This window comes from Streptomyces sp. NPDC059740, assembly GCF_042733155.1.
GTDB lineage: Bacteria > Actinomycetota > Actinomycetes > Streptomycetales > Streptomycetaceae > Streptomyces.
The window spans coordinates 39,397-61,803 of the sequence record NZ_JBHWGP010000037.1 but is presented as its reverse complement, the minus strand read 5'-3'; the positions used below and the strand labels follow the sequence as shown (position 1 = coordinate 61,803).

25 protein-coding genes are annotated in these 22,407 nt (G+C 74.1%); 7 read left to right on the top strand and 18 right to left on the bottom strand.

Annotated elements, in window-relative coordinates; genetic code table 11:
- Positions 1-211: 211 nt before the first annotated feature.
- From ACFV3R_RS29180 to ACFV3R_RS29155, 6 genes are all read right to left on the bottom strand, one after another.
- Positions 212-1,402, bottom strand: a complete 1,191-nt coding sequence (locus ACFV3R_RS29180) for a zinc-dependent alcohol dehydrogenase (protein WP_385589381.1) — start codon at positions 1,400-1,402, stop codon at positions 212-214.
- 121 nt (positions 1,403-1,523) lie between these two features.
- The gene (locus ACFV3R_RS29175; RefSeq protein WP_385589379.1) at positions 1,524-3,380 is read right to left on the bottom strand and encodes a complex I subunit 5 family protein; all 1,857 of its coding nucleotides are present in this window, start codon (positions 3,378-3,380) and stop codon (positions 1,524-1,526) included.
- A 6-nt stretch (positions 3,381-3,386) separates the two neighbouring features.
- Positions 3,387-3,731: a sodium:proton antiporter gene (locus tag ACFV3R_RS29170; RefSeq protein ID WP_385589377.1), complete on the bottom strand. Its 345-nt coding sequence runs from the start codon at positions 3,729-3,731 to the stop codon at positions 3,387-3,389.
- Positions 3,732-3,786: 55 nt separating this feature from the next.
- Positions 3,787-4,566, bottom strand: coding sequence for an MnhB domain-containing protein (locus tag ACFV3R_RS29165; RefSeq protein WP_385589375.1), 780 nt, complete (start codon positions 4,564-4,566; stop codon positions 3,787-3,789).
- Positions 4,563-4,922: a Na(+)/H(+) antiporter subunit B gene (locus ACFV3R_RS29160; RefSeq protein ID WP_385589373.1), complete on the bottom strand. Its 360-nt coding sequence runs from the start codon at positions 4,920-4,922 to the stop codon at positions 4,563-4,565. Before ACFV3R_RS29160 ends, ACFV3R_RS29165 begins: the two co-directional genes overlap by 4 nt.
- A complete protein-coding gene (locus ACFV3R_RS29155) occupies positions 4,919-5,227 on the bottom strand; it encodes a cation:proton antiporter (protein ID WP_385589370.1) in 309 nt (102 codons plus the stop codon). Before ACFV3R_RS29155 ends, ACFV3R_RS29160 begins: the two co-directional genes overlap by 4 nt.
- Positions 5,228-5,652: 425 nt before the next feature.
- On the opposite strand from ACFV3R_RS29155, the gene ACFV3R_RS29150 reads away from it, so the two are divergent.
- Positions 5,653-6,177, top strand: a complete 525-nt coding sequence (locus tag ACFV3R_RS29150) for a hypothetical protein (RefSeq protein ID WP_385589368.1) — start codon at positions 5,653-5,655, stop codon at positions 6,175-6,177.
- The gene (locus tag ACFV3R_RS29145) at positions 6,174-6,479 is read left to right on the top strand and encodes a monovalent cation/H+ antiporter complex subunit F (protein ID WP_385589366.1); all 306 of its coding nucleotides are present in this window, start codon (positions 6,174-6,176) and stop codon (positions 6,477-6,479) included. The genes ACFV3R_RS29150 and ACFV3R_RS29145 overlap by 4 nt, the downstream gene beginning before the upstream one ends.
- Positions 6,480-6,581: 102 nt before the next feature.
- Here ACFV3R_RS29145 and ACFV3R_RS29140 read toward each other — a convergent pair whose 3' ends face one another.
- Together ACFV3R_RS29140 and ACFV3R_RS29135 are read right to left on the bottom strand one after the other, a co-directional pair.
- Complete coding sequence (locus ACFV3R_RS29140; protein ID WP_385589364.1) at positions 6,582-7,124, bottom strand: RBBP9/YdeN family alpha/beta hydrolase; 543 nt, start codon at positions 7,122-7,124, stop codon at positions 6,582-6,584.
- 158 nt (positions 7,125-7,282) lie between these two features.
- Positions 7,283-7,891 (bottom strand): DUF6328 family protein, encoded by a 609-nt coding sequence (locus ACFV3R_RS29135; RefSeq protein ID WP_385589362.1) that lies wholly within the window; start codon positions 7,889-7,891, stop codon positions 7,283-7,285.
- A gap of 236 nt (positions 7,892-8,127) precedes the next feature.
- On the opposite strand from ACFV3R_RS29135, the gene ACFV3R_RS29130 reads away from it, so the two are divergent.
- Both ACFV3R_RS29130 and ACFV3R_RS29125 read left to right on the top strand, forming a co-directional pair.
- Positions 8,128-9,351, top strand: coding sequence for a Vms1/Ankzf1 family peptidyl-tRNA hydrolase (locus ACFV3R_RS29130; RefSeq protein WP_385589360.1), 1,224 nt, complete (start codon positions 8,128-8,130; stop codon positions 9,349-9,351).
- A gap of 180 nt (positions 9,352-9,531) precedes the next feature.
- On the top strand, positions 9,532-9,732 hold the full coding sequence (locus ACFV3R_RS29125) for a hypothetical protein (RefSeq protein WP_385589358.1): 201 nt from the start codon (positions 9,532-9,534) through the stop codon (positions 9,730-9,732).
- A gap of 51 nt (positions 9,733-9,783) precedes the next feature.
- On the opposite strand, the gene ACFV3R_RS29120 is transcribed toward ACFV3R_RS29125, so the two are convergent.
- Positions 9,784-11,046: an SLC13 family permease gene (locus tag ACFV3R_RS29120; protein ID WP_385589356.1), complete on the bottom strand. Its 1,263-nt coding sequence runs from the start codon at positions 11,044-11,046 to the stop codon at positions 9,784-9,786.
- Positions 11,047-11,382: 336 nt separating this feature from the next.
- Here ACFV3R_RS29120 and ACFV3R_RS29115 point away from each other — a divergent pair, with 336 nt between their 5' ends.
- On the top strand, positions 11,383-12,741 hold the full coding sequence (locus ACFV3R_RS29115) for an NAD(P)/FAD-dependent oxidoreductase (protein WP_385589354.1): 1,359 nt from the start codon (positions 11,383-11,385) through the stop codon (positions 12,739-12,741).
- Between the two features lie 109 nt (positions 12,742-12,850).
- On the top strand, positions 12,851-13,375 hold the full coding sequence (locus ACFV3R_RS29110; protein ID WP_385589352.1) for a hypothetical protein: 525 nt from the start codon (positions 12,851-12,853) through the stop codon (positions 13,373-13,375).
- 90 nt (positions 13,376-13,465) lie between these two features.
- Here ACFV3R_RS29110 and ACFV3R_RS29105 read toward each other — a convergent pair whose 3' ends face one another.
- From ACFV3R_RS29105 to ACFV3R_RS29065, 9 genes are all read right to left on the bottom strand, one after another.
- Positions 13,466-13,903 carry a hypothetical protein gene (locus ACFV3R_RS29105; protein WP_385589385.1) on the bottom strand — a complete coding sequence of 146 codons (438 nt, stop codon included), beginning with the start codon at positions 13,901-13,903 and terminating at the stop codon, positions 13,466-13,468.
- Between the two features lie 143 nt (positions 13,904-14,046).
- Positions 14,047-14,715: a uracil-DNA glycosylase gene (gene ung / locus ACFV3R_RS29100; RefSeq protein WP_385589383.1), complete on the bottom strand. Its 669-nt coding sequence runs from the start codon at positions 14,713-14,715 to the stop codon at positions 14,047-14,049.
- Between the two features lie 179 nt (positions 14,716-14,894).
- Positions 14,895-15,668, bottom strand: coding sequence for an SDR family oxidoreductase (locus ACFV3R_RS29095; RefSeq protein ID WP_385589350.1), 774 nt, complete (start codon positions 15,666-15,668; stop codon positions 14,895-14,897).
- A 46-nt stretch (positions 15,669-15,714) separates the two neighbouring features.
- A complete protein-coding gene (gene fabG / locus ACFV3R_RS29090) occupies positions 15,715-16,476 on the bottom strand; it encodes a 3-oxoacyl-ACP reductase FabG (protein WP_385589348.1) in 762 nt (253 codons plus the stop codon).
- 585 nt (positions 16,477-17,061) lie between these two features.
- Positions 17,062-17,457 carry a DUF3037 domain-containing protein gene (locus tag ACFV3R_RS29085; RefSeq protein WP_385589346.1) on the bottom strand — a complete coding sequence of 132 codons (396 nt, stop codon included), beginning with the start codon at positions 17,455-17,457 and terminating at the stop codon, positions 17,062-17,064.
- Positions 17,454-18,278, bottom strand: coding sequence for a HipA family kinase (locus tag ACFV3R_RS29080; RefSeq protein WP_385589344.1), 825 nt, complete (start codon positions 18,276-18,278; stop codon positions 17,454-17,456). Before ACFV3R_RS29080 ends, ACFV3R_RS29085 begins: the two co-directional genes overlap by 4 nt.
- Positions 18,279-18,686: 408 nt before the next feature.
- On the bottom strand, positions 18,687-19,463 hold the full coding sequence (locus ACFV3R_RS29075; RefSeq protein WP_385589342.1) for an SDR family NAD(P)-dependent oxidoreductase: 777 nt from the start codon (positions 19,461-19,463) through the stop codon (positions 18,687-18,689).
- Between the two features lie 80 nt (positions 19,464-19,543).
- A complete protein-coding gene (locus tag ACFV3R_RS29070; protein ID WP_385589340.1) occupies positions 19,544-20,980 on the bottom strand; it encodes an MFS transporter in 1,437 nt (478 codons plus the stop codon).
- A 100-nt stretch (positions 20,981-21,080) separates the two neighbouring features.
- Complete coding sequence (locus ACFV3R_RS29065; RefSeq protein WP_385589338.1) at positions 21,081-21,365, bottom strand: Atu4866 domain-containing protein; 285 nt, start codon at positions 21,363-21,365, stop codon at positions 21,081-21,083.
- 138 nt (positions 21,366-21,503) lie between these two features.
- Between ACFV3R_RS29065 and ACFV3R_RS29060 the strand changes: the two genes are divergently transcribed.
- Positions 21,504-22,355 (top strand): helix-turn-helix transcriptional regulator, encoded by an 852-nt coding sequence (locus ACFV3R_RS29060; protein WP_385589336.1) that lies wholly within the window; start codon positions 21,504-21,506, stop codon positions 22,353-22,355.
- Positions 22,356-22,407 lie beyond the last annotated feature (52 nt).

Sequence of the window (22,407 nt, the reverse complement as noted above, 5' to 3'; positions counted from 1 at the left end):
GTCCTCGTAGCGGAGCTACCAGGGCTTTTCGGCAACGCCGCGAGGTGCGGTGCCAGACCACGCGACCCGGGCGGGCATATGGCAAGGACCCCTGATGCCCACGCCCCGCCCCCGCACCTGAGGCAACGACCCCGCTCCCGCAGGAGCCGAGGCACCCGCAAGCCCCTGAGACCGGCGGTGCGCCGCACCGCCGGTCTCAGGGGCTTCTCCGTCAGGTGCCCGGCTTCAACAGCGTCTTGACCATGCCGTCCTCCTTGGCCTGGAAGGTGCGGTAGGCCTGCGGGCCCTCCTCCAGGGGGAGTTCGTGGGTGGCGAAGTTCTCCACGCCCAGGGTGTCCTCCTCGTTCAGGAGCGGCAGGATCTCCTCCACCCAGCGATGGACGTTCGCCTGCCCCATGTGGAGCCGGAGTTGCTTGTCGAAGATTGTCATCATCGGCATCGGGTCGAGCGACCCGCCGTAGACGCCGGAGATGGAGATCGTGCCGCCGCGGCGCGCGATGTCGATGGCGGCGTACAGGGCGGCCATCCGGTCGATGCCCGCGTTGTCCATCAGCGGTTGCGCCAGGGCGTCCGGCAGCAGACCGACCAGGCGCTGCCCGGCGCTCGCCACCGGGGACCCGTGGGCCTCCATGCCGACCGCGTCGATGACGGAGTCCGTGCCGCGCCCGTCGGTGAGGTCCCGGACCGCGTCGCCCAGCTTCTGGCCGTGTTCGCGCAGGTCCAGGGTGTGCACGCCGCGCGACCTGGCGCGGGAGAGCCGTTCGGGGACCCGGTCCACGCCGATGACCTGTGAGGCTCCGCGGTGCAGGGCGATGCGGGCGGCCATGTCGCCGATCGGTCCCAGGCCGAGGACGGTCACGCTGCCGCCCGGCGGGATGTCGGCGTACTCCACCGCCTGCCACGCCGTGGGCAGCACGTCGGAGAGGTAGACGAACCGCTGGTCCGGCGGCCCGTGCGGGACCTTGACGGGCAGGTTGTCGCCGAACGGCACCCGCAGCAGCTCCGCCTGGCCGCCGGGGACCTGGCCGTAGAGCTTGGTGTAGCCGAAGAGCGAGGCGCCCATGCCCCGCTCCCGGTTCTGCGTGGTCTCGCACTGCGAGTGGAGTCCGCGGCTGCACATCCAGCAGGTGCCGCAGGAGACGTTGAAGGGGACGACGACGCGGTCGCCGGGCGCCAGGCGGGTCACCTGCGGGCCGACCTCCTCCACGATGCCCATCGGTTCGTGGCCCAGGATGTCACCGGGGCTGAGGTACGGTCCCAGCACCTCGTAGAGGTGCAGGTCGGAGCCGCAGACGCCGGTGGAGGTGACCCGCACGATGATGTCGGTGGGATCGACGATCTCCGGATCGGGCACGGTGTCCACGCGGACGTCGCGGCGCGCGTGCCAGGTGAGGGCGCGCATGGAGCCTCCTAGGTAACGGGGATACCGGAAACGCCGGGTTCCCTCCAGCCGTGCGGTGAAACGGCGGTCGGCCGCGTCCGTCGCCGCGTCCGCACCTCCCGCCGCCCGCCGGGCCCTGCGGTCACAGACGGGCGGCGGTGGCCGCGAGGAGGGCGGCGACGCCCACGGTGAACCAGGCGGCGTAGTCCCCCAGGTGACCGGAGTGCAGGCGCCGCAGCGGCGGGAGAAGGCCGTCGCTCACCCGTGCCGCCAGCCGGCGGGAGCCCTGCGCGCCCCTGCCCCGCCACGCCGGTCCCCACACGGCCAGTGCTGCGAGGCAGCCGGCGAGCAGTGCGGAGAGCAGGCCCAGCAGCAGCCCGGAGGCGGTCCAGGCGGCGGGCGGTGCGGCCTGGGCGGCGCTGCGGTGGCCGTGCAGGACGGCCGCCAGGTAGCCGGCGCGGTCGGTGAAGGTCCCGGCGGCGCCGGCCAGCGCGGTGGCGACGCCGGGTACGACGCCCGCCGCCAGGGCGCCGGCCAGCAGCAGCGCCGGCACCACCGTCATCGTGCGGGGCACCGGCCGGCGGGGGTCGCGGACCTCCGGTGCCTCCGCGTCGCCCGAGGTCTCCAGGTCGGGCCGGGTACGGCGGGGTGGCGGCCCGGCGCCGGCGAAGACGCGCAGCGCGACGCGGAGGACGGCGCCGCCGGTGACGGCCGACACCAGGACGTAGACGACCGGCAGCCACGGCAGGTGGGTGCCGGCGGCGTGCTCGGAGACGGCCTTGCCCAGGCCGGTGCCGAACGGCGGCAGGCCCGCCAGGGCGAGGGCGCCCGCGGCGAAGAGCAGGCCGGTGCCCCGCGCGTCGCGGCCCCGGCCGTGCAGGCCGTGCTCGTCCACGGAGCCGTGGCGGTCCAGCAGGACGCCGGTGAGCCCGAACAGCGCGGCCTTCACACCGGCGTGCCCGGCCACGTACAGGGCGGTGCCCGCGGTCCCCTCGCCGTCGAGCAGGCCCGCGCCGACGAGGAAGAGGCCGGTGTGGCCGATGGTCGAGAAGGCCAGCAGCCGTTTGAGGTGGCGCTGCTGCCAGCACATGACGCTGCCCACCAGGGCCGTCACCACGCCCACGGTGATCGCCAGGCCGCGGAAGGTCGCGGGCGCGATCCCGCCGCTGCCGCCGAAGACGACGTGCTGCACGCGCAGGGCGCCGTAGCAGCCCAGTTCCACCATGACGCCGGACAGCAGCATGCAGACCGGGGTGGGAGCCACCGCGTGGGCGTCGGGCAGCCAGAAGTGGAAGGGGACCACCGCGGCCTTCACCAGGAAGCCGGTGAGCAGGCACACGAACGCCGTGACCACGAGGGCGTCCGTGCGGTGCCCGGACAGGGCCGCCGCGGTCTGCGCCATGCCCAGTTCGCCGGTGCGGGCGTAGAGGATGCCGATGCCCAGCAGCGAGGTGTAGGCGGCGAGGGAGTTGACGACACCGAAGGTGAGGGCGCCCTGGAGGGGGCGCGGGTCCTCGATGCGGAAGCCGGTGAGCGCGTAGGCCACCACCCCCATCAACTCGAAGAAGACGAAGGCGTTGAACAGGTCGCCGGTGAGCGCGAACCCGCACATGCCGCCCTCGAAGAGCAGCAGGAGGGCGGGGAAGGAGCCGGCGTGGCGGCGGGGCGGTTCGTCGAAGTAGCGCCAGGAGTAGGCGACGACCGCGCAGACGAGCAGGGCGACCACGAGGGCCAGCCCCACCCCCGTCCGGTCGCCGACGAGGACGATGCCGACCCCGTGCCCGTGGTCGAGCCGCCAGCCCCCGAGCCAGTCGACGGCCGTGGCGTGGCCGGCCTCGTGCCACAGCAGCGCCAGGTCGGCGAGGGTCGCGGTGGCGAAGAGCGCGGCCAGCAGGTCGGTGGCGGTCCGGGGCAGCAGGCGCCCGAGCAGCACGAGCAGGGCGGCGCCGCCCAGGGGCAGGACCACCGCCCCCGGCAGGGTCAGTGCGGGTGAGGGCACGGCGGGTCAGCCTCGCAGCCCGGTCAGCGCCTGCGGGTCGAGGGTGCCGTGGCGTTTGCGGAGCTGGATGACGAGGCTGAGCAGCAGGGCGGTGACGGTGGCCCCCACGACCACGTCGGTCAGGGTGAGCGCCTGGACCACGGGGTCGACGACCGGCGAGTGCACGGGCAGGTCGGCGAAGACCGGTGCGGTGGCGCCCCGGCGGTAGCCGACGCCCAGCAGCAGCACGTAGGTGGCGGACTGGGCGACGGCCAGGCAGCCCACGGCGTGCACCAGGTTGCGGCTGGTGACGAGCCCGTACACACCCACGAGGAAGAGCCATCCGGCGACGAGGAAGGGGAGGACGGTCAACTGTGCTCCTGGTGGGTCGGGTGGCCCGGGGGCCGGTCGGCTGCGGAGGGCGCGGTCACCGGTGCGCCGGCGGCGGGCCCGGTGGGGTGGTGGGACGTCGGTCGGGGCCCGGCGGGGTGATCTCCACGGCCTGTTCGAGGAACTGCGCCAGGAGGACGACGATGCCGGAGGCCACCTCCAGCCCGACGGCCGCGTTGAGCAGCGGCACCAGGCCGGCCGAGGCGAGTTGGCCGAAGGTGCCGAGCGGCAGGGTGTTCTGCAGGTAGGCGGCGCCCGCCACCAGCCCGGTCAGGCCCAGGGCGGCGAAGGCGGCGGCGCCGACCGCGTCGGCGGCCTCCAGCACGACCATCGGCCGCACCCGGCGCAGCACCCGGTAGTCGGCGGCCAGGTAGGCGATGTGGAGGCCGGTGGCGAGCAGGACCCCGCCCTGGAAGCCGCCGCCGGGGGTGAGCGCGCCGTGGGCGACGACGTAGACCCCGACGAGCAGGGCGACGGGCATCAGCGCCACGCCGAGCAGGGTGACCGGCGGCGAGACCCGGGCCGGTTCCGGACGCGCCACCCGTTCGTCCCGGGCCCGGCGCAGGAGGACGACGGCGCCCAGCACGGAGGCGAAGAGGATGTACTCCTCGCCCATCGTGTCCAGGGCGCGGAGGTCGAAGTTCACGGAGGAGACGGTGTTGGCGGTGTGCTGCCGCAGCGCGGCAGCCACCGCCCGCCGGCCGTAGGGGTGGTGGGCGGTGCCGAACGGTGGCATGTGCAGGGCCGTGGTGGCCAGGGCGGTGGCGATGACCGCGGCGCCGGCCAGGAACATCAGCGTGCGGGAGCGCCGGCTCATCCCTCCGCCCCCGGCCGGGGCCCGCTCCGACGCGGCGCCCCGGGCTCCCCTGCCGTCCGGCCGTCCGGGTTCTGCGCCTCCCCGGACTCGGCGGGGTCACCGACCGCGTCGCGGCGTACCCGCCGGACGGCCAGCAGGATGAGCAGGGGGGTCAGGGCGGTGCCGACGACGAGTTCCGACAGGGCGACGTCGGGGGCCTGGAGGAAGGTGAAGAGCAGGGTGAGGGCCAGGCCCAGGACACCGAGGACCACGGCCTGCCGCACCGGGTCGCGGGTGAGGACCGCGACGGTGGCGACGACCGCCACCAGGAGGAGCGCCAGGCAGCTGAGGGTTTCGGTGGCGGTGGCGCCGCTCACGCGTCCTCCTCGCTGCCGGTCCGGCGCTCGGTCCGGTGCAGCGCGCGCCCCATCGCGATCGCCGTGACCGGGCCTGCGGCGGCAGCGATCAGCGCGATGCACAGCAGTTTGACGGCCTGCCTGCCCGGGCCCGTCTCGACGGCCGCGGCGAGGCAGAGCAACGGCAGGCCGAGCGAGGTGGCGGGGGCCAGGGCGTGCAGGCGGGTGTAGGGGGCGGGCAGCACCGGCAGCGCCACCGCGGAGACCACGAGGACCGCGGTCCCTGCGACCAGCAGCACCAGCGCGACCAGGTGGGGTGCGGTCATCTTCTGCCTCCGTGCTTCGCTTCCGGTCGCCGTGCCGGCTTCCCTGTGGTGTGGTCACCTCCGGCGGCCGGGGCGCCGGTTGACCGCGCGGTCGGACGGGTACCCGCCGGCACGGGGGACACGCGTCACCGGGGGCTGGGCGCCGGTCGCCGGTCCCGACACCGCGGCAAGACCTAACAAACCACGACATGACGTCCAGTCCGGGGAGGTCGGGTGCGCAGGGTGGATGCAGGTCGGTCGGGGCTCTTCCCCGGGTCCGGTGGCAGGGGGCGGACGCCCGGGGAGCGGGCGGCCGGGGCGGCGGCCGGCACGCCGCCGGGAGACGCGGCGGCGGTTTTCGTACTGGCGGCGGTTTTCGGACCGGCGGTGAGGACGAGCGGGGCAGCGCCCGGCCGGGTACGCCGGCAGAGCGTGCGGGAGGCGTCGTGAGGGCGGCCCTGCCGAGGCGGGTGCTGGTGCCGCTGGTCCTGTGGTGGGCCGCGCTGGTCGGGTTCTACCTGGTGTGCGTCGGCCCGGTGTCCTGGTGGGAGGTGCTGGTGGGCGGGTGCGCAGCAGGTCTGGCGGCCGCCGGCGGCCGGGTGCTGCGGGAGGCCGTGCGGCTGCACCACGGCGGGCGCGGCGCGGCGCACTGGCTGTCGGTGCTCCTCCACTGGCCCACAACCCTGCTGCGCGAGCAGTGGCTGTTGCTGCGGGTCCTCCTCGCCGTGGTGCGGCGGGGCCGGGGCGGCGACCTGGGGCGCATCGACCGGGTCTGCGTCCCGCCGGGGACGGACGTGGCGTGGGCCTCGCTGGTGCTGTCCGCCACTGCGGGCACCTGTGTGCTGGGCGCCGAGGCCGGGGGGCCGCGGGAACCGGGGGTCCTGCTGGTGCACCGGCTCGCCGACCGCCCCTCGGCCCTGGAGGAGCTGATGACCTCTCCCGGCGACCGGTCCGCGGAGGGCGACCGGTGAACGGGTGGCTGTGGGCGGCGCTGGTCCTCGTGGTGTGCGGCGTGCCGCCCTGCGTCTGGGTGGCCTGCCGCGGCCCCGCCACCCGCCGGCTGGCCGGCACCGCCCTGCTGACGACGCAGGTGACGGCGGTCCTCCTGCTGGTGGCCCAGGGGCTGGCGCGGACGTCCTACGCCGACCTGGCCCTGGTGCTGGCCGTCCTCGGCCCGATGGGCACGCTGGTGTTCGTGCGGTTCGTCGGGGCCGAGGAGCCGGCCTCGGAGCAGGAGGACCCGGAGCGGGGCGGTACCGCCACCTCCCACTGAGCGTCTCCCCGGCCGGCCCGCCGCCTTGCCTGCTCCCGTGGCGTGGGGCGGGCGGTGGTCCGGGGAGGGGCGCGGGGCGGTGCCCGGCGTGGCCCGGGGTTCTCAGCGGTCGGTGAGCGTGCCGAGGAGTTCCCTGCCGGCCGGCCAGTCGCCCAGGCCGCTCGCGGAGTTGATGTGCCCGTGCCCGGCCAGGAGGTGGAACGGCGCCTGCCAGGCGGACGCGAACGCCGCCGCCCTCCCCGGTGCGCAGTAGGGGTCGTCGTCGCTGGCCACCACCAGGCCCGGGCAGGGCAGCGGACGAGCGGTCAGGTGGCCGAAGGTGGCCGCCCCGGTGGGGAACTCCGGCCCCCGGGGGTCGGGCGGCGCCACCAGGAACGCCGTGACCCCCTCGGGCCGGGCCCGGTCCAGCCACTCGGCGGCGGCCCAGCAGCCCAGGCTGTGGGCGACCAGCGTCACCCGGCCGTCGTACTCGGCGGCGCGCGCGTGGGCGGCCTGGACCGCGGCGATCCAGTCGGCCAGGTCCGGCGCACTCCACGAGGCAGGCGCCGTCCGGACCGCCGCGGGTCCCCACTGGTCCTCCCACCGGCTCTGCCAGTGCTCGTCGTCGGAACCGTCGATCCCGGGCATGATGACGTACGCAGCCACCGTCTGCCTCCTCCGTCACAGTGACCCCGCGCTTCGGGGCACTTCTGACGGCGATTGTGGACGGTCCGGTGGTGGCCGCCGGACCCGGCAGGTGGTTTCCGGCAGGCTCGGGGCCCCGGTTGAGGGGTCCGCGCCCCGGGGCTGCCGGTCTCCGCTCCTCAGGTCACCTCCGCGCCCCGGCCCGTGCGGTCCCGCTCGTACCGCCCACGTGCCCAGACCGGCAGTACGAACCACCACAGGGCGAACCACACGACCAGGCCGCCGACCACCCAGCCGGCCGCGGTGTCCTCCAGCGCCACCCGCAGGATGAGCAGCAGCGCCGAGGCCACGGTGGCCAGCAGCAGCACCAGGCCGATGACGGTCAGCCTGGAGGCCCACTGCACGGTCCGGGGTTTGAGGCGCTGTCCGGCCACCAGGCGGTGGAAGGAGACCGGGCCGACCAGCGCTCCGGTGGTGGCGGCCCCCAGCACCACCGTGACGACGTAGATCGTGCGGTCGGTGCCGGACAGGGTGGCGAAGCGCGGGGTGAAGACCACGGTCAGGAGGAAGCCGAAGAGGATCTGCACACCGGTCTGGGTGACGCGCACCTCCTGCAGCAGCTCGTTCCAGCGGCGGTCGGCGCGCTCCGCCTCGGTCTCCCGGCGGCCGCTGTGCCAGGCCGCCTCGCCGCCGTCCCGCACCGTCCGGCCGGCCTCGTCCCGCCCGGCCCGCCCCGGCGCGGCGTACGGCGGTGCGTCTCCCTGCTCCTCCGGCGTCACGGCGTTCATCTCGTGGCTCGCCCCCTCGTCCTCCCGTAGCCTGCCGGCGCCCGGCCCCCTCGCCGTGCGAGCGGCCGGCCCCGTCACTGCCCTTCCGGATGCCCGCGGCGCAGGCGTCCAACCGCAGACGCTCCCCGACCGCCCACGGCGGCCGCGCAAAGTCCTGCGCAGCACGTCACCCCGTGTGGGAGGGACATATCCGGGTACTCCGCCGTACGAACTGTCTCGGTCACATTGGAGGCCCCATGTCTTTCGCCTTCCTCACGGCTCTGTACGAGCAGCCCGGTCCCTGGACGACGGTGTGGATGGACACCTCGGCGCACACCGAGACGGAAGCGGAGAAGCGGGCACTCGCCGCCGAGGACCTCGCCCGTGACCTCGCCGCCCAGGGAGCGCCGGAGGCGGACTGCGCAGTGGTCCGCGAAACGCTCAGCCCCGTCGGCCGCGGCGGGGAGGCGGCGGGGCGTGCCCTGTTCGTCCGCGCCGGCCGCATCGTCGTCGACCTGCCGCTGCTGACCGCGCCGGAACGCACCGAGGCGCACTTCGCGGCGCTGCCCCGGATCACGCCCGTGCTGCGCCACGCCGACGACGCCGGTGTCTGCCTGGTGGTCTACGTCAACCGCGCCGGCGCCGACTTCGAGGTGCGCGACGCCTGGCCCGCGCGGGTCACCGGTTCCGTCGAGGGCCAGCAGTACCCCCTGCACCGCACCGGCAGGGCCGACTGGTCCGAGCGCCACTTCCAGTTGAAGGTGGAGCAGAACTGGGACCAGAACGCGCGGGAGATCGCCGCGGCCGTCGCCGAGCACTACCAGGAGACCGGCGCCGACACCGTCGTGCTGGTCGGAGAACCCCGTGAGCGCCGCACCGTGCACGCCGCGCTGCCGGCGCCGTTGCAGGAGTTGACGGTGGAGACGGAGCACAGCGGCCGGGCGTCCGGCTCCTCCTCCCCGCTGCTGGACAGCGACGTCGCCGCGGTGCGCCGGGTGAACGCCCGCCGTCGCTGGCGGCGTGCCTACCAGCGGTTCGCCACCGTCCTGAGCCCCGAGGCGGGCGAGACGGGTGCGGTCGAGGGCGTGCCGCTGCTGGTGGAGGCCGCGCGTGAGTCCCGGGTGGCGATGCTGCTGCTCGACCCGGAGGGCCCGGACGGCGCACGCGAGGTGTGGACCGGCCCCGAGCCGTACCAGGTGGCGGTGCGCCGCACGGAGTCCCAGTACCTCGGCGAGACCGAACCGGTCGCCTCGCGCGCCGACGACGCGCTGGTGCGCGCCGCCGTCGTGGGCGGCGCCGAGGTCCTCGTCCTGCCCGTCGACGACCCGGGAGGCACCCCGGAGAGCCGGAAGCTGGAGCAGGCCGGCCGGGAGCCCGCGCAGGTCACGATCGAGGAGGACGAGGAGATCGGCGAGGAGGAACTGTCCGCGCCCGTGGGCGGTCTGGGTGCGCTGCTGCACGGCACCGCCGAGGCCCACTGACGGTTCTGCGCCGACGAGCGGTCCTGCGACCTGCCGGTGGCCCGGCTCCCGGAGCGTTCCGGGGGCCGGGCCACCGGCGTGACCGGCTCCGGACCGTGCCCCGGCTGTCAACCGCCGCGCTTCACCCGTTCGGTCCAGTGCACCGCAACCGGCCGGTGGGTGAGGGGGTTGGAGCGGGTCATGAGCGCAGAGCGCAACGTGCCCAAGTGGACCCGTGTCACCGGGCCCCGGCAGGAGCCGACCCCGATCTACGACAGGCTGGTGGCGGAGTGGCGGGCCGGGGTCTTCCAGCCGACCCGGGCGCCGTTGTGGCCCAGCGACCTCACCGTCTCCGGCCTGGGCGGCATCGTCCCCGGCGCGCGGCGGCCCGGCGGACGGTGAGCGTCCGTCGGCCGCCGGGCCGCAAGGGGTTCGCCCGGGCGAGTCCGGTCCTCAGGTACCGAGGAGCCGGAGCGACGCCCACAGAGCCGCGACGCAGGCGAGGATCGTGGCGGGCACGGTGACCACGCCGAGCTGGACGAACGCCTTCCACCGGGGCGGCAGGCCCTGGGCGAGGAGGACACGCCGCCACAGCAGGGTCGCCAGCGAGCCCGTGTAGGTCAGGTTGGGGCCGACGTTGACGCCGATCAGCACGGCCAGCACCGGGCCCGCGCCGCCGTGCGCGACCACCGGGAGCAGCGCCAGCACGGCGGGCAGGTTGTTGATGACGTTGGCCAGCAGCGCCGCGAAGGCAGCCACGGCCAGGAGCGCCGGCAGCGAGGAGCCACCGGGCAGCCACGAGGCGACGGTGTCCTTGAGCCCGTGGTCCACCAGGGCCTCGACGACCACTCCGAGGGCGAGGACGAAGGCGGCGAAGGGGATGTTGGCCGCGCGCACCACGGCGCCCGCAGTCGTCTCGCCGCGTCGCAGCGCGCGGGCGGCGAGCACCAGGGAACCGGCGAGCGCGGGCCAGGCGGGGCTGGTGCCGGCGAGGGAGGCGACGACGAAACCCGCCAGCGTCAGGACGAGGACCCAGAGCGCGAAGGCGGGCAGCTGCGGCCGCGCCACCCGGGTGAGCTCGGCCGGGTCGTCCACGGGCGTCAGCTCCGCTGCGAAGAACCGCCGGAAGACCACGTACTCCACGCCCAGCGCCGCCAGCCACGGCAGGGTCATCAGGGCGGCGAAGCGGGTGAAGCTCAGGCCCGCCGAGCTCAGCGCCAGCAGGTTGGTGAGGTTGGAGACCGGCAGCAGCAGGGAGGCGCTGTTGGCGAGGTGGGCGCAGGCGTAGACGTGGGGGCGGGCCGAGGCTCCGGCGTGCCGGGCGGTGACCAGCACCACGGGGGTCAGCAGCACCACGGTCGCGTCCAGGCTGAGCACCGCCGTCACCACGGCGGCCAGGACGAAGACGCCGACGAGCAGCAGTCCGGGGCGTCCGGTGCACCGCCGGGCCAGGACCGCGCCCGCCGCCTCGAAGACGCCCTCGGCCGCGCAGAGGTGGGCCAGCGCCAGCACCGCCATCAGGAAGCCCACCACCGGCAGCAGCCGCTGCACCTCGGCGGCCGCGTCGGCCGGGGTCACCGCCCCGGTGAGCAGCAGGACGCCGGCGGCCGGCACCGCCACCACCGCCTCGGGCACGCCGTGGGGCCGGCGGATGGCGAAGACGAGGACGCAGACCAGGAGGACGGCGGAGAGGATCTCGGCCACGACGTTGCTCACGAAGTGACCGTATCCGGGCCACCGGGGTTCGCGGCACGCACCCCGTGGCCGCTGTTCGCCCAGGTGGTGGACGGTTCCGCGGCACTCGGCCGTCTCGGTCGGCGAGTGGTGCGGAGCCGCTCGGCCGGGTCGGCGGGGAGGCGGTCGGGGGTGGCGTCGGCCGGGGCCGTCGTGTGGCGGGAGAGGGACAGGCGTGCCAGCGTGGCGGGAGAGGTGGACGCGTCGGCGCGGCGGAACGCCCCCCGCGGGAGGAGGCCCCCGGCGGGCTCCGGTGCCGTCGACCAGCCGGCCGCGACCGGGCCCGGCGTGCCGACCGAGCGAGGCGAGGCGAGGAACATGGAACGACGACCCAGAGTGCTGATCGTGGGCGGGGGATTCGCCGGGGTGGAGTGCGCACGGGGCCTGGAGCGCACCCTCGGATCGGCGGACGCGGAGGTCTTCCTCGTCACGCCGCTCAGCTACGAGCTGTACCTGCCGCTGCTGCCGCACGTGGCCGCCGGCGTGGTGACGCCGCAGTCGATCGCGCCCTCACTGCGGCGCATCCTGCGCCGCACCCACATCGTGCCGGGCGGAGTCGTCGGCATCGACCCCAAGTCCCGGGTGTGCGCGGTGCGGCTGATCACCGGCGAGATGACCGACCTCACCTACGACCACCTCGTCCTGACGCCGGGCAGCATCACCCGGACGTTCGACATCCCCGGACTGACCGAGTACGCCCGCGGCATGAAGACGCTCGCCGAGGCGACGTACCTGCGCGACCACGTGATCTCCCAGCTCGACATCGCCGCGGCCTCCTCCGACCGCGCCGAGCAGGAGGCACGGCTGACCTTCGTGGTCGTTGGCGGCGGCTACGCGGGCACCGAGACCGTGGCCTACCTCCAACGGCTCACCGACGCCGCCACCGAGCGTTACCCACGGCTGGACCCGGGCCTGGTGCGGTGGCACCTGATCGACATCGCGCCCAAGCTCATGCCGGAACTGGGCGACCGGCTGGGGTCGGTGGCGCTGGACCTGATGCGCAGACGGGGCACGGAGGTCTCGCTCGGCGTGTCGGTCGCGGAGGTCACCCGGGAGGCCGTCACGTTCACCGACGGCCGGATGGTGCCGTCCCGGACGCTGATCTGGACGGCCGGTGTGGCGGCGAGCCCGCTGATCGCCACGCTGGGAGCCGAGACCGTCAAGGGCCGGCTGGCGGTGGACACGGACCTGACGGTTCCGGGCCTGCCCGGAGTGATGGCCTGCGGCGACGCGGCGGCGGTCCCCGACCTCGCCGGGGAGCCGGGCACGATCTGCCCGCCGACCGCGCAGCACGCCGCGCGGCAGGGCAAGCAGGCCGCCCGCAACGTGCTGGCGGCGCTGCGGCAGCAGCCCCTGACGCCCTACCGCCACAAGGACCTCGGCCTGGTGGTGGACCTCGGTGGGCGGGACGCGGTGTCCAAGCCGCTGGGCTGGGAGGTCACCGGCCTGCCGGCCCAGGTGGTGGCCCGCGGCTACCACCTGATGGCGCTGCCGACGGGCGTGGCCCGTTTCCGGACGGCCGTCAACTGGGGCATCAACGCGATCGCGGGCGACGACTTCGTCCGGACCGGCTTCCAGGCGACCCGCACGGCGACCCTGCGGGACTTCGAGCGCACGGACGTGTACCTCGGTCCGGAGGAGGTCCGGGAGCGGGTCGCCGCGGGACGCGCAGCCTGAGAGCGGGGTGGCGACGCCCTGCCCAGGTGACGAGACGTCACCGTTCCTCCCCGGCGATCACTCTCCGTGGGGATGGCAGGGCGACTGCCGGTGCGGCAGAGTCGGCCGGATGCAGCGTCTACCCGCAGCGGCGTTCCTGGTTGCCGTGGTGGTCTCGGCCACCGCAGGCTGTGTCGCCGTCTCCCCCTCCTCCGGTGCCGTGGTGGCCCCGCAGCGACAGTCCCCGCCCGCAGCCTCCGCCGGCCCGGCCGGGCCCGAACTCGGCACGCGTTCCTTCGACGCGATCGCCGAGACCTCACCGGAGGCACACCACGCACGTCCGGCGGACCGGGACCGGGCCAAGGAGCCCCGAGCCGGCGGCAAGGGCCCCGAGCCCGGGCCCGCCGCCGCTCCCCCGGCCCCCTGGAGCCACGGCCGGCACCACCGGCTGCCGGTCGTGCCGCACCGGCCGGCCGCACCGCTCCACCACCGGGCCGGGTCGCCTCCGCACGCGCCCACCGGCGGCACCCGGCATGTCACCGGGCCGGCCGCGGTGCCACGGGGGTCCGACCCCTGTGCTCTGGGCCGCACCTTCGGCCACTGGTCCTCCGGCAGCGCCGCCAACCGGATCTGTTCGGGCGCCTACGGACACTGAGTCGGGCGACTCGGCACCGCCGGACGACCGCGGGTCACCGCGGCCGTCCGGCGTTCCGCCTCCGGCCGGGGCGGCCGGCGGGGACGGCACTCAGCCGGCGTCCAGCCGCCTCTCCAGCAGGGCGATGGCCTCGCGGACACCCTGACCGTAGGGGCCGTCGGTCAGGACCGTCGCCGCCTGCCGCGCCTGACGCAACTCCCGGCGCGCCTCGACCGGGTGGTGCAGTGTGGTGTAGGCGGCGGCCAGGCTCAGGTGCAGGGACGGGATGAAGGCCCGGAGCTGCACGTCCGTGCCGGTCTCGGCGCAGCGTCCCGAGGGGATGCGGCCGAGGCCGTCCGGCTGTCCGCCGCGAGCCACCGCCAGCGCTCGCTGGTCCCAGCGCAGCGCGTCCCAGGGGTCGTCCTGGGTCCCGGCGACGTAGTGCGCCACCGTGCAGCGGTGCAGCGGGTCGCCGTGCGGGCCCGCCTCCTCCCACAGGGCGACGAGCCGGTTGCGGGCCTCCTCGCGGTCCCCCGCCCGGTGCAGCATGACGGCCTGTCCGATCCTGGTCAGGAAGGGGTCCGCGGACACCTGGTCGTCAGTCTGCTCGGTCACCACACGCTCCCGACTCCACTCGCCTGGAACAGCCTCCCTCGACGCTAACCGCCGGGGCCGCGGGCCGCGCGGCATGATCAGCCGAGGTTGGGAACGCGCCAGTCCACCGGGGTGTGTCCGTGCGCTGCGATCGCCGCGTCGATCTGCGAGAAGGGCCGCGAGCCGAAGAAGCGCCGGGCGGAGAGCGGCGAGGGGTGGGCGCCCTCGACGACGGTGTGCCGCTCGGTGTCGATGAGCGGGAGCTTCTTGCGGGCGTAGTTGCCCCACAGCACGAAGACCACCGGGTCCCGGCGTCCGGAGACGGCCCGGATCACCGCGTCGGTGAACCGCTCCCAGCCCTTGCCCTTGTGCGAGTTGGCCTCGCCCGCCCGCACCGTGAGCACCGCGTTGAGCAGCAGGACGCCCTGGCGCGCCCACGGCATGAGGTAGCCGTTGTCCGGGACGGGGTGGCCGAGGTCGTCCCGCAGCTCCTTGTAGATGTTGCGGAGCGACGGCGGGACCCGCACCCCGGGCCGAACCGAGAAGCACAGGCCGTGCCCCTGCCCTTCGCCGTGGTAGGGGTCCTGGCCGAGGACGAGCACCTTGACCTCGTCGAACGGCGTCGCCTCCAGCGCGGCGAAGACCTCCTCGCGCGGCGGGTAGACGGGGCCGTTGGCCCGCTCCTCCTCGACGAACTCGGTGAGCTCCTTGAAGTAGGGCTTGGTCAGCTCCTCACCGAGGACGCCGCGCCAGGACTCGGGCAGCATGTCGGTCACGTGGACGAACCTCCGGGGGTGTGTTGCGTCGTCGTCCGTGAACCTACCGGTGACCACTGACAGCGGTCGCCGCAGGGCCGCGGGTGCGCACCGCCCCGGGGAGCCGGGGAGGGTGTCGCCGCCCGGCCCGCACGGGGCCGGCGGCGACATCCTTCCGCCCGCCGTCCTTCTCAGACCCCGGCGTTGAGCAGCAGGCCGCCGTCGACCACGAGGGTCTGGCCGGTGATCCAGCCCGCGGCCGGCGAGAGCAGGAAGGCAGCGGCGCCCGCGATGTCCTCGGGCACGCCGAGACGGCCCATCGGGTACCCGGCGGCGGCCTCCTCCTCCCGGTTCTCGTAGAGGGCGGCGGCGAACTTGGTCTTGACCACCGCCGGCGCGATCGAGTTGACCCGCACCACGGGCGCGAACTCGTGGGCGAGCTGCAGCGAGAGGTTGACCATGGCGGCCTTGCTCATACCGTAGGCGCCGATGAACGGGGAGGCGGAGACGCCCGCCATCGAGGCGATGTTGACGATCGCCCCGCCGTTCTCCTTCTGCCAGGCGTGCCAGGTGCGCTGGGCGAACCCGAGCGCCGAGACCACGTTCGTCTCGTAGACCTTGCGGGCCACCGCGAGGTCCAGGTCGGCGATGGGCCCGAAGACGGGGTTGGTCCCGGCGTTGTTCACCAGGTAGTCGACCCGGCCGAAGGCCGCCATGGCCTGCTCGACCACGGCCGCCTGGTGGGCCTCGTCGTGCGCCTTGCCGGCCACGCCGATGACCCGGTCGGAGCCGAGGCGCTGCACCGCCTCCTTCAGGGCGTCCTCACCGCGGCCGGTGATGCACACCCGGTCGCCGCGGGCGACCAGTGCCTCCGCGATGCCGTAGCCGATGCCGCGGCTCGCCCCGGTGACGATCGCCGCCCGGCCGGAAGGCTCGGGGAGGGCCGGTTTGTCCTGCGCGTTCATGTCTTCCGCTTCTCCTGTGGCGTTTCGGTGTGCTGGGGGAAGCGGGTCAGTTGAGCGGCCCGCCGGCGACGTAGAGGACCTGGCCGGAGACGAAGCCCGCCTGCTCGCCGGTGAAGAAGGCGATGGCGTTGGCGATGTCCTCCGGCCGGCCGACCCGCCGGACGGGGATCTGGGAGGCGGCGGCCTCCTGGAAGTCCTCGAAGCCCATGCCGACCCGGGCGGCGGTGGCGGCGGTCATGTCGGTGGCGATGAAGCCGGGCGCGACGGCGTTGGCGGTGATGCCGAACTTGCCGAGTTCCTTGGCCAGGGTCTTGGTGAAGCCCTGCAGACCGGCCTTGGCCGCGGCGTAGTTGACCTGGCCGCGGTTGCCCAGCGCGGAGCTGGAGGAGAGGTTCACGATGCGGCCGAAGCCGGCGTCGACCATGTGCTTCTGGCAGGCACGCGACATCAGGAACGCACCGCGCAGGTGGACGTTCATGACCGTGTCCCAGTCGGCGTCGCTCATCTTGAACAGCAGGTTGTCGCGGAGCACACCGGCGTTGTTGACGAGCACGGTGGGTGCGCCGAGTTCGGCGGCGACCCGGTCGACGGCAGCGGCGACCTGGTCGGAGTCGGAGACGTCGCAGCCCACGGCGACGGCCCGGCCGCCGGCGGCGGTCACCTTCTCCACGGTCTCCTTGCACGCCGCCTCGTCCAGGTCGAGGACGGCCACGGCACGCCCCTCCTCGGCCAGACGCACGGCGGTGGCGGCCCCGATCCCGCGGGCCGCACCGGTGACGACAGCGACGCGCTGCTCGGTGGTGGACATGCCTGTTCTCCTCACCTCGTGGCCTCCGGTCGGACCCGGATGGCCTCCACACGGCCGCACGGGCCCGGGCGGGCGCACCGACCGCCGACCGGGTGTGCCTTCCGGCGTGCCGGCGGCGGTGCCGGAGCGGCCCGGCGCCCCGGGGCGGGCCGTGTCACGAGCCCACCACCGACCGCGCAACCCGCCCTGCGGCCGCCCGTCGAACCCTGCGTTGTTCCTCGCTCCACGGCAGCCGCCCCGTCCGCCGGCGCCGGGGAACGGCTTCCGACCGGGAGATGAGCAACCGCTTAGTAGCTTGGCAGGGCTGACGCTAGAAGGCCCGCCACCTGCTGTCAACGGTGCGAGGCGGCCACCGGGCGGGTTCAGCGGCGGACAGGCGGACCGCCCCGCACACCTGTCACACCGGCCCCGCCGGCCCCTCCCCGCCCGCCGGCCTCCCCGGCGCCCCGCTCGGGGGCGGACCGCTGCCGGCCGGGGACGCGGGACGGCGAGCGGCCACAACGCTTCCACCCGGCCCCAGGAGTCCCGTCCGTACGTCGGTCCGGGCCGCCCGGCCTGGTGCAACGCTCCCCCGGAAGGAGCTGCTCAGCGCACCAGCAGTTCCAGCAGCCGGGCCGCCTCCGACCTCGGGTCCGTGGTCAGTCCGGTGTGCACGGGGCCCGGCTGCACCACGGTGCTGCGCGGCGCGACCAGCCACCGGAAGCGCCTGCCGGGGTCCTCCCCCGCCGCCTGCCCGGCCCGCTCGCCGCCGTGGCAGACCCCCTCGACGGAGGCGAGCGCGGCGCGGACCCCCTCGACGTCCACGGAGGTGTCCAGCGCCCGCAGCCGGCCCTCGTCCAGGTGGGTCCGGGCCTCGACGAAGCGGTGTGCGTGGCAGTAGACCACCACCCCCGCGTTGATCATCTCACCTCTCTCGACCCGGGGCACGACCCGCAGCAGCGCGTACTCGAAGACGTCGCGTCCGTTGTGCAGTCCGCTCACTTCACTGCCCTCCGCGGCAACTCGGTCGCCAGCCAGCCGGGGACCCTGGACGGTCCGTCCGTACTGCGTTCCCCGACGGTGACCCGGTCACCGATACCCGCCGCCCGCTCCGCGAGGATGCGGGCGTAGGCCCTCCGGAGCTCCGCCGGCGAGTCGAACCCCGGCTCGTCCACCAGCCACTCCTCCGGCACCAGCGCCACCACCTCGGTCAACAGCTCCTCGGTGACCAGCGGGGCCAGCTCGGCCGCGGCCCGGGCGACGTCCGGGGCGAAGGACGCCAGCACATGGTCGGAGGCGTCGTACCCCCGGGCCGCCGCCCGCTCGGCAGTCGGCCAGTTGTGGTGCCAGATCATCGTCGCGCCATGGTCGATCAGCCACAGCTCCCCGTGCCAGACCAGGAGGTTGGGGTTGCGCCAGGAGCGGTCGACGTTGCCCACGAGGGCGTCGAACCACACCACCCGCCCCGCCTCCACCGAGGAGACCTCGAAGGCCAGCGGGTCGAAACCCAGGGAGCCGGGGAGGAAGTCCATGCCGAGGTTCAGGCCGCCGCTGGCCCTGAGCAGTTCCTGCACCTCCTGGTCCGGCTCGCTCAACCCGATGACGGGGTCGAGTTGCATGCGCACCAGGTCGGGCACGCGCAGCCCCAGCCGCCTGCCCAGTTCCCCGCAGACGACCTCGGCCACGAGCGTCTTCCGCCCCTGGCCCGCCCCGGTGAACTTCATCACGTAGGTGCCGAGGTCGTCGGCCTCGACGATGCCGGGGAGCGATCCGCCTTCCCGCAGGGGGGTCACGTAGCGGGTGGCGGTGACTTCTGTCAACATTTTGCCAGGTTATCGGACCAGCAAGCCTTGGAATCCCTCAGCCGCCGGTCGTCCACCCGAACTGGACGACGTCCAGGTCGAGTGGGCCCGGGTCGCCGAACAGGACCGGCTCCCACGACAGCCTCAGGCCCTTGAGGTCTCCTTCTTCGACCATCTCGGCTTCGGCCAGTCCGAGCAGCGCGAGGGCCAGACCTGAGCCTGGCGGCCCACTCGGAGAACTTCGCCCGGCTCCTCGACCACTGGGGGCGCTCGCACCCCAGCGTTGTGGCTCACGACATCGGCGGGGCGGTGGCGCTACGGACGCTGCTGCTGGAGCAGAGGAGCTACCGGGATCTCATCCTCTTCACCGCGGTGAGCGGAGGAGGTCTTCCGCAAGCTCCCGGGCTACGCGCACGTGGCCCCGCCGCCTCAGGCGGCGGTGAAGCCGCCGTCCGCCGCGAGTACGGCGCCGGTGACGAAGGAGGAGCGCGGGGAGGCGAGGAAGCACAGGACTTCCGCGATCTCGCGGGGTTGCGCCACCCTGCCCAGGGGGTGGGCATCCGCGAAGGACGCGAGATAGGCGCGGCTGTCGGGGCGGAAGGTGTCGAGGAAGTCGGTCTCGACCACGCCTGCGGCGACGAGGTTCGCGCGGATGCCCAGGGGACCGCCCTCCAGCGCCAGCACCTTGGTCAGCTGGGCCAGGGCTCCCTTCGACGCGCTGTAGGCGGCCCCATCGGGCAGGCCGACGGCGGACGCATAGGAGCCGGTACTGACGATGGCGCCGCCGCCGCGCTCCGCCATGGCCCGGAAGGCTTCGCGGGCGAAGAGGAAGGCACCGCGGGCGTTGACGTCCATGAGGCTGTCCCAGTCCTGTGCGGTGGTCTGTGTGACGGGCTTGTTCAGGGTGCGTCCGGCGTTGTTGACCAGGACGTCCAGGCCGCCGAACGCCTCGATGGCGGCACCCACCGCGCGGGTGGCGGTTTCCTCTGCCGTGACGTCGCCGGTGACGGTCACGACCCCGGGCAACTCATCTGCCAGCACGGCCAGTTCGGGACGTGTGTCGAGGGCGACGACGTGTGCGCCGCGGGCGTGGAGGAGGAAAACGGCCTCCTTGCCGATGCCGCGTGCGGCACCGGTGACGAGGGCCGTCTTCCCGGCGAACTCGGCAGCTTCGAGGGCTTCGACGGACAGGGCCGTGGAGGTCATGCGGGTACTCCCTGAGGGGGTGGTGGTCGGTGTCGGTGCCCGGCGACGGATGGCTCGCGGTAGGGCGGGGGGCCACCTCGTCAGTGGTCCCGGCTGCGGGGCCGGTCCCGGATCAGCAGGGCGGCGCCCAGACCGACGAGTACGGTGGCAAGGATGACGGCAGTGCCGGGTATGTAACCCGCCAGAGGGTCGGAGCGGTCCGCCTGCTGTTCGGCTTCGACGACCGCGGTGACGAGGGCGAGGACGACGGCACCGCCGATCTGCATGAAGGTGTTGAGCAGGGCTCCCGCCAGCCCCTGGTCCCGGTCGGGCACCCCGGCCACCGCACTCATGTTCAGGGCGGGGAACGTCGCGGCGGTGCCGATCCCGTTGACGACCATGACGGGCAGGACCACGGTCAGAAACGGGCTGCCGGGGCCGATCCGGAAGAACAGCGCGTAGGACAGTGCGAGCAGCAGCATTCCGGCGGCGATCGTCCCGTGCACGCCGAACCGGGCGGCGAGCCGGCCGGCGAACGGTGCCAGCGCACCATTGGCGAGGCCGAGCGGGACGAAGGCACCGGCCGTCTGCAATGGCGTCCAGCCCAGCACGTTCTGCAAGTAGAGGGTGGCGAGGAACGCGAACGACGTGTAGGCGCCCCACATCGCGAAGATCGTCAGGTTGGTGCGCGCGGTCGCACGCCGAGCGAGGAAGGACAACGGGACCAGCGGCTTGCGTGAGCGGGACTCGACACGGAGGAACAGGGCGAGCAAACACGCAGCGGCAGCGAAGAGGACGAGAGTGCGTGCGGACAGCCAGCCGTGCGCTGGAGCCTGCGTGAGGGCGTAGACGAGGAGCATCAGGGCTCCGGTGGCCGTCAGCGCACCGGGAACGTCGAGCTTCTCGCGGGCGCCGCCCCGGCGGTCCGCGGGGAGCAGGCGCAACCCTGCGAGCAGTGCCGCCACGGCGATGGGCACCGGAAGCGCGAAGACCAGCCGCCACGACATTTCGGTCAGTACTCCGCCGAGAACGAGCCCCCCGATGAAGCCGCAGGCCCCGGCAGTGGCGTACCACCCCAAAGCACGGCCACGCCGCGGGCCTTCCGGCCAGTTCGTGGTGATCAGGGAGAGGGCCGCCGGGGCCAGGAAGCCCGCGGCGATTCCCTTCACCAGCCGCGCCGCGACCAGCAGGCCACCGGTCGGAGCGAGCGCCCCCAGCACACTTACTGCGCCGAAGACGGCGACCGCGGTCACAAACGCGCGTCGGCGCCCGAACAGGTCGGCGACCCGGCCGCCCAGGAGAAGAAACCCGCCGTAGCCGAGGGCGTAGGCGGACACGACCCACTGCAGGGAGCCCGACGCCATGCCCAGGCCACGCTGGATCGCGGGCAGGGCCACACCCACGTCGGACAGGTCGATCGCGTCCATGAAATGAGCCGCGCACAGTACCAGCAGGGCCAGCGTGCCTGGTGTCGGCTGCGTCTTCGCGACGGCCCCGGTTTCGCCGGTGGCGGTGGCGATTCCGTCAGTCTGTTTCATTGCTCTGCCTTCCTCCGGTGGCGATTGAGCGGGACAGGGCCCGCACCGAGGCGGACTCCGTGTCCGTGGGCGCGGGCAACGACGTTGCCGCGCTTGCCCGTCAGGACTTCTTCGCCCGGTCCTCGCGGTGGAGCACGAGGTGCTCGTGGTAAAGCACGCCGTCCCGGATGTCCCCGGTGGCGGTGAAGCCGGTGTCGTCGACGTAGTCGAGGTGGTCGTCGGTCACCGTGTACCGGCCGGTGTACGCGCTGCGCCGGTCTCCCCGGGCCTCGTCGTACCGCCCGTCCGGCAGCAGCTCCTGGCGGATGTGGCCGTCCGCGGTCACCCACACGCCGACCACGTCCGCGTTCCCGGGACCGCGCTCGCTGCGCGCATCGCCTGTCATCAAGTTTCCCTCCTCAGTGGGGCACCGGTGCCGTGCCCGACCGAGTCTGCGCAGGTCAGCGCAGGGGCACCAGGGTGCTCTCATCCTGGGTGCGGTACACCCAGGAAGCGGGAGCAGCCACCGCCTAGCCTGGAGGGCATGGACGACAACCACCTCGGGGAGTTTCTGCGCGCGCGCCGCGCCCGCCTGCGGCCACAGGACGTCAACATGACGAGCCACGGCGTGCGCAGGGTCGCCGGGCTGCGCCGCGAGGAGGTCGCCGTCCTGGCCGGAGTCAACGCCGACTACTACACCCGGCTGGAGCAGGGGCGTGAGCGGCATCCCTCGCCACAGGTGCTGGACGCGCTCAGCCGCGCCCTTCTGCTCGACACGGATGCCCGCGCACACCTGCACCGCGTGGCCGGAGTGTCACCGGGCGGCCAGGACTGCCTCCACGCCACCGAGCGGGTCAGTCCCGCGCTGCGTCAGCTGATGGACGGCTACGCGCACACCCCGGCGTTCGTCATGAGCCGCACCCTCGACCTTCTGGCCGCCAACGCCCTGGCGGACGCGCTCTACGCCCCCTTCACCCCCGCGGACAACCTGGCCCGCATGACCTTCCTCGACCCGGCCGGGCGGCAGTTCTACCGGGACTGGGACCGGGCCGCCCAGGCAACTGTCGCCAACCTGCGCCAGGCAAGCGGCTTCGACCCCGAGCACCCGCGTCTGCGACACCTCGTGGACACACTGACCGAGCACAGTGCCGCGTTCCGGCGGCTGTGGGCCCAGCACACCGTGCGCGGCAAGACCCAGGACGCCAAGCAACTCCTCCACCCGGATGTCGGCCCGCTCTCCCTCACCTACCAGTCCTTCGACGTCCGCGATGCGCCGGGCCAGCAACTCGTCATCTACCACGCCGAACCGGCCAGTCCCTCCGCCCACGCCCTGACCCTCCTCGGCACCCTGCACGCCGGCGGAAAGCGAGCCCCGTCCGGTTCTGCCGTGCAGTGAGTCCCGCAGCCCGCCCCGCCTCTTCCTGAGAACGAGGGCTTTCCCCCAGGCG

Excerpts from the sequence above, each read along its gene's own strand:
- ACFV3R_RS29110 (WP_385589352.1), top strand. The coding sequence starts at position 12,851 with ATGCAGCGTCTACCCGCAGCGGCGTTCCTGGTTGCCGTGGTGGTCTCG.
- ACFV3R_RS29115 (WP_385589354.1), top strand. The coding sequence starts at position 11,383 with ATGGAACGACGACCCAGAGTGCTGATCGTGGGCGGGGGATTCGCCGGG.
- ACFV3R_RS29095 (WP_385589350.1), bottom strand. The coding sequence starts at position 15,668 with ATGAACGCGCAGGACAAACCGGCCCTCCCCGAGCCTTCCGGCCGGGCG.
- ACFV3R_RS29130 (WP_385589360.1), top strand. The coding sequence starts at position 8,128 with ATGTCTTTCGCCTTCCTCACGGCTCTGTACGAGCAGCCCGGTCCCTGG.
- ACFV3R_RS29060 (WP_385589336.1), top strand. The coding sequence starts at position 21,504 with ATGGACGACAACCACCTCGGGGAGTTTCTGCGCGCGCGCCGCGCCCGC.
- ACFV3R_RS29105 (WP_385589385.1), bottom strand. The coding sequence starts at position 13,903 with ATGCTGCACCGGGCGGGGGACCGCGAGGAGGCCCGCAACCGGCTCGTC.
- ACFV3R_RS29135 (WP_385589362.1), bottom strand. The coding sequence starts at position 7,891 with ATGAACGCCGTGACGCCGGAGGAGCAGGGAGACGCACCGCCGTACGCC.
- fabG (WP_385589348.1), bottom strand. The coding sequence starts at position 16,476 with ATGTCCACCACCGAGCAGCGCGTCGCTGTCGTCACCGGTGCGGCCCGC.
- ACFV3R_RS29080 (WP_385589344.1), bottom strand. The coding sequence starts at position 18,278 with ATGTTGACAGAAGTCACCGCCACCCGCTACGTGACCCCCCTGCGGGAA.
- ACFV3R_RS29155 (WP_385589370.1), bottom strand. The coding sequence starts at position 5,227 with ATGACCGCACCCCACCTGGTCGCGCTGGTGCTGCTGGTCGCAGGGACC.
- ACFV3R_RS29125 (WP_385589358.1), top strand. The coding sequence starts at position 9,532 with ATGAGCGCAGAGCGCAACGTGCCCAAGTGGACCCGTGTCACCGGGCCC.
- ung (WP_385589383.1), bottom strand. The coding sequence starts at position 14,715 with ATGCTGCCCGAGTCCTGGCGCGGCGTCCTCGGTGAGGAGCTGACCAAG.
- ACFV3R_RS29065 (WP_385589338.1), bottom strand. The coding sequence starts at position 21,365 with ATGACAGGCGATGCGCGCAGCGAGCGCGGTCCCGGGAACGCGGACGTG.
- ACFV3R_RS29165 (WP_385589375.1), bottom strand. The coding sequence starts at position 4,566 with ATGAGCCGGCGCTCCCGCACGCTGATGTTCCTGGCCGGCGCCGCGGTC.
- ACFV3R_RS29180 (WP_385589381.1), bottom strand. The coding sequence starts at position 1,402 with ATGCGCGCCCTCACCTGGCACGCGCGCCGCGACGTCCGCGTGGACACC.
- ACFV3R_RS29075 (WP_385589342.1), bottom strand. The coding sequence starts at position 19,463 with ATGACCTCCACGGCCCTGTCCGTCGAAGCCCTCGAAGCTGCCGAGTTC.
- ACFV3R_RS29070 (WP_385589340.1), bottom strand. The coding sequence starts at position 20,980 with ATGAAACAGACTGACGGAATCGCCACCGCCACCGGCGAAACCGGGGCC.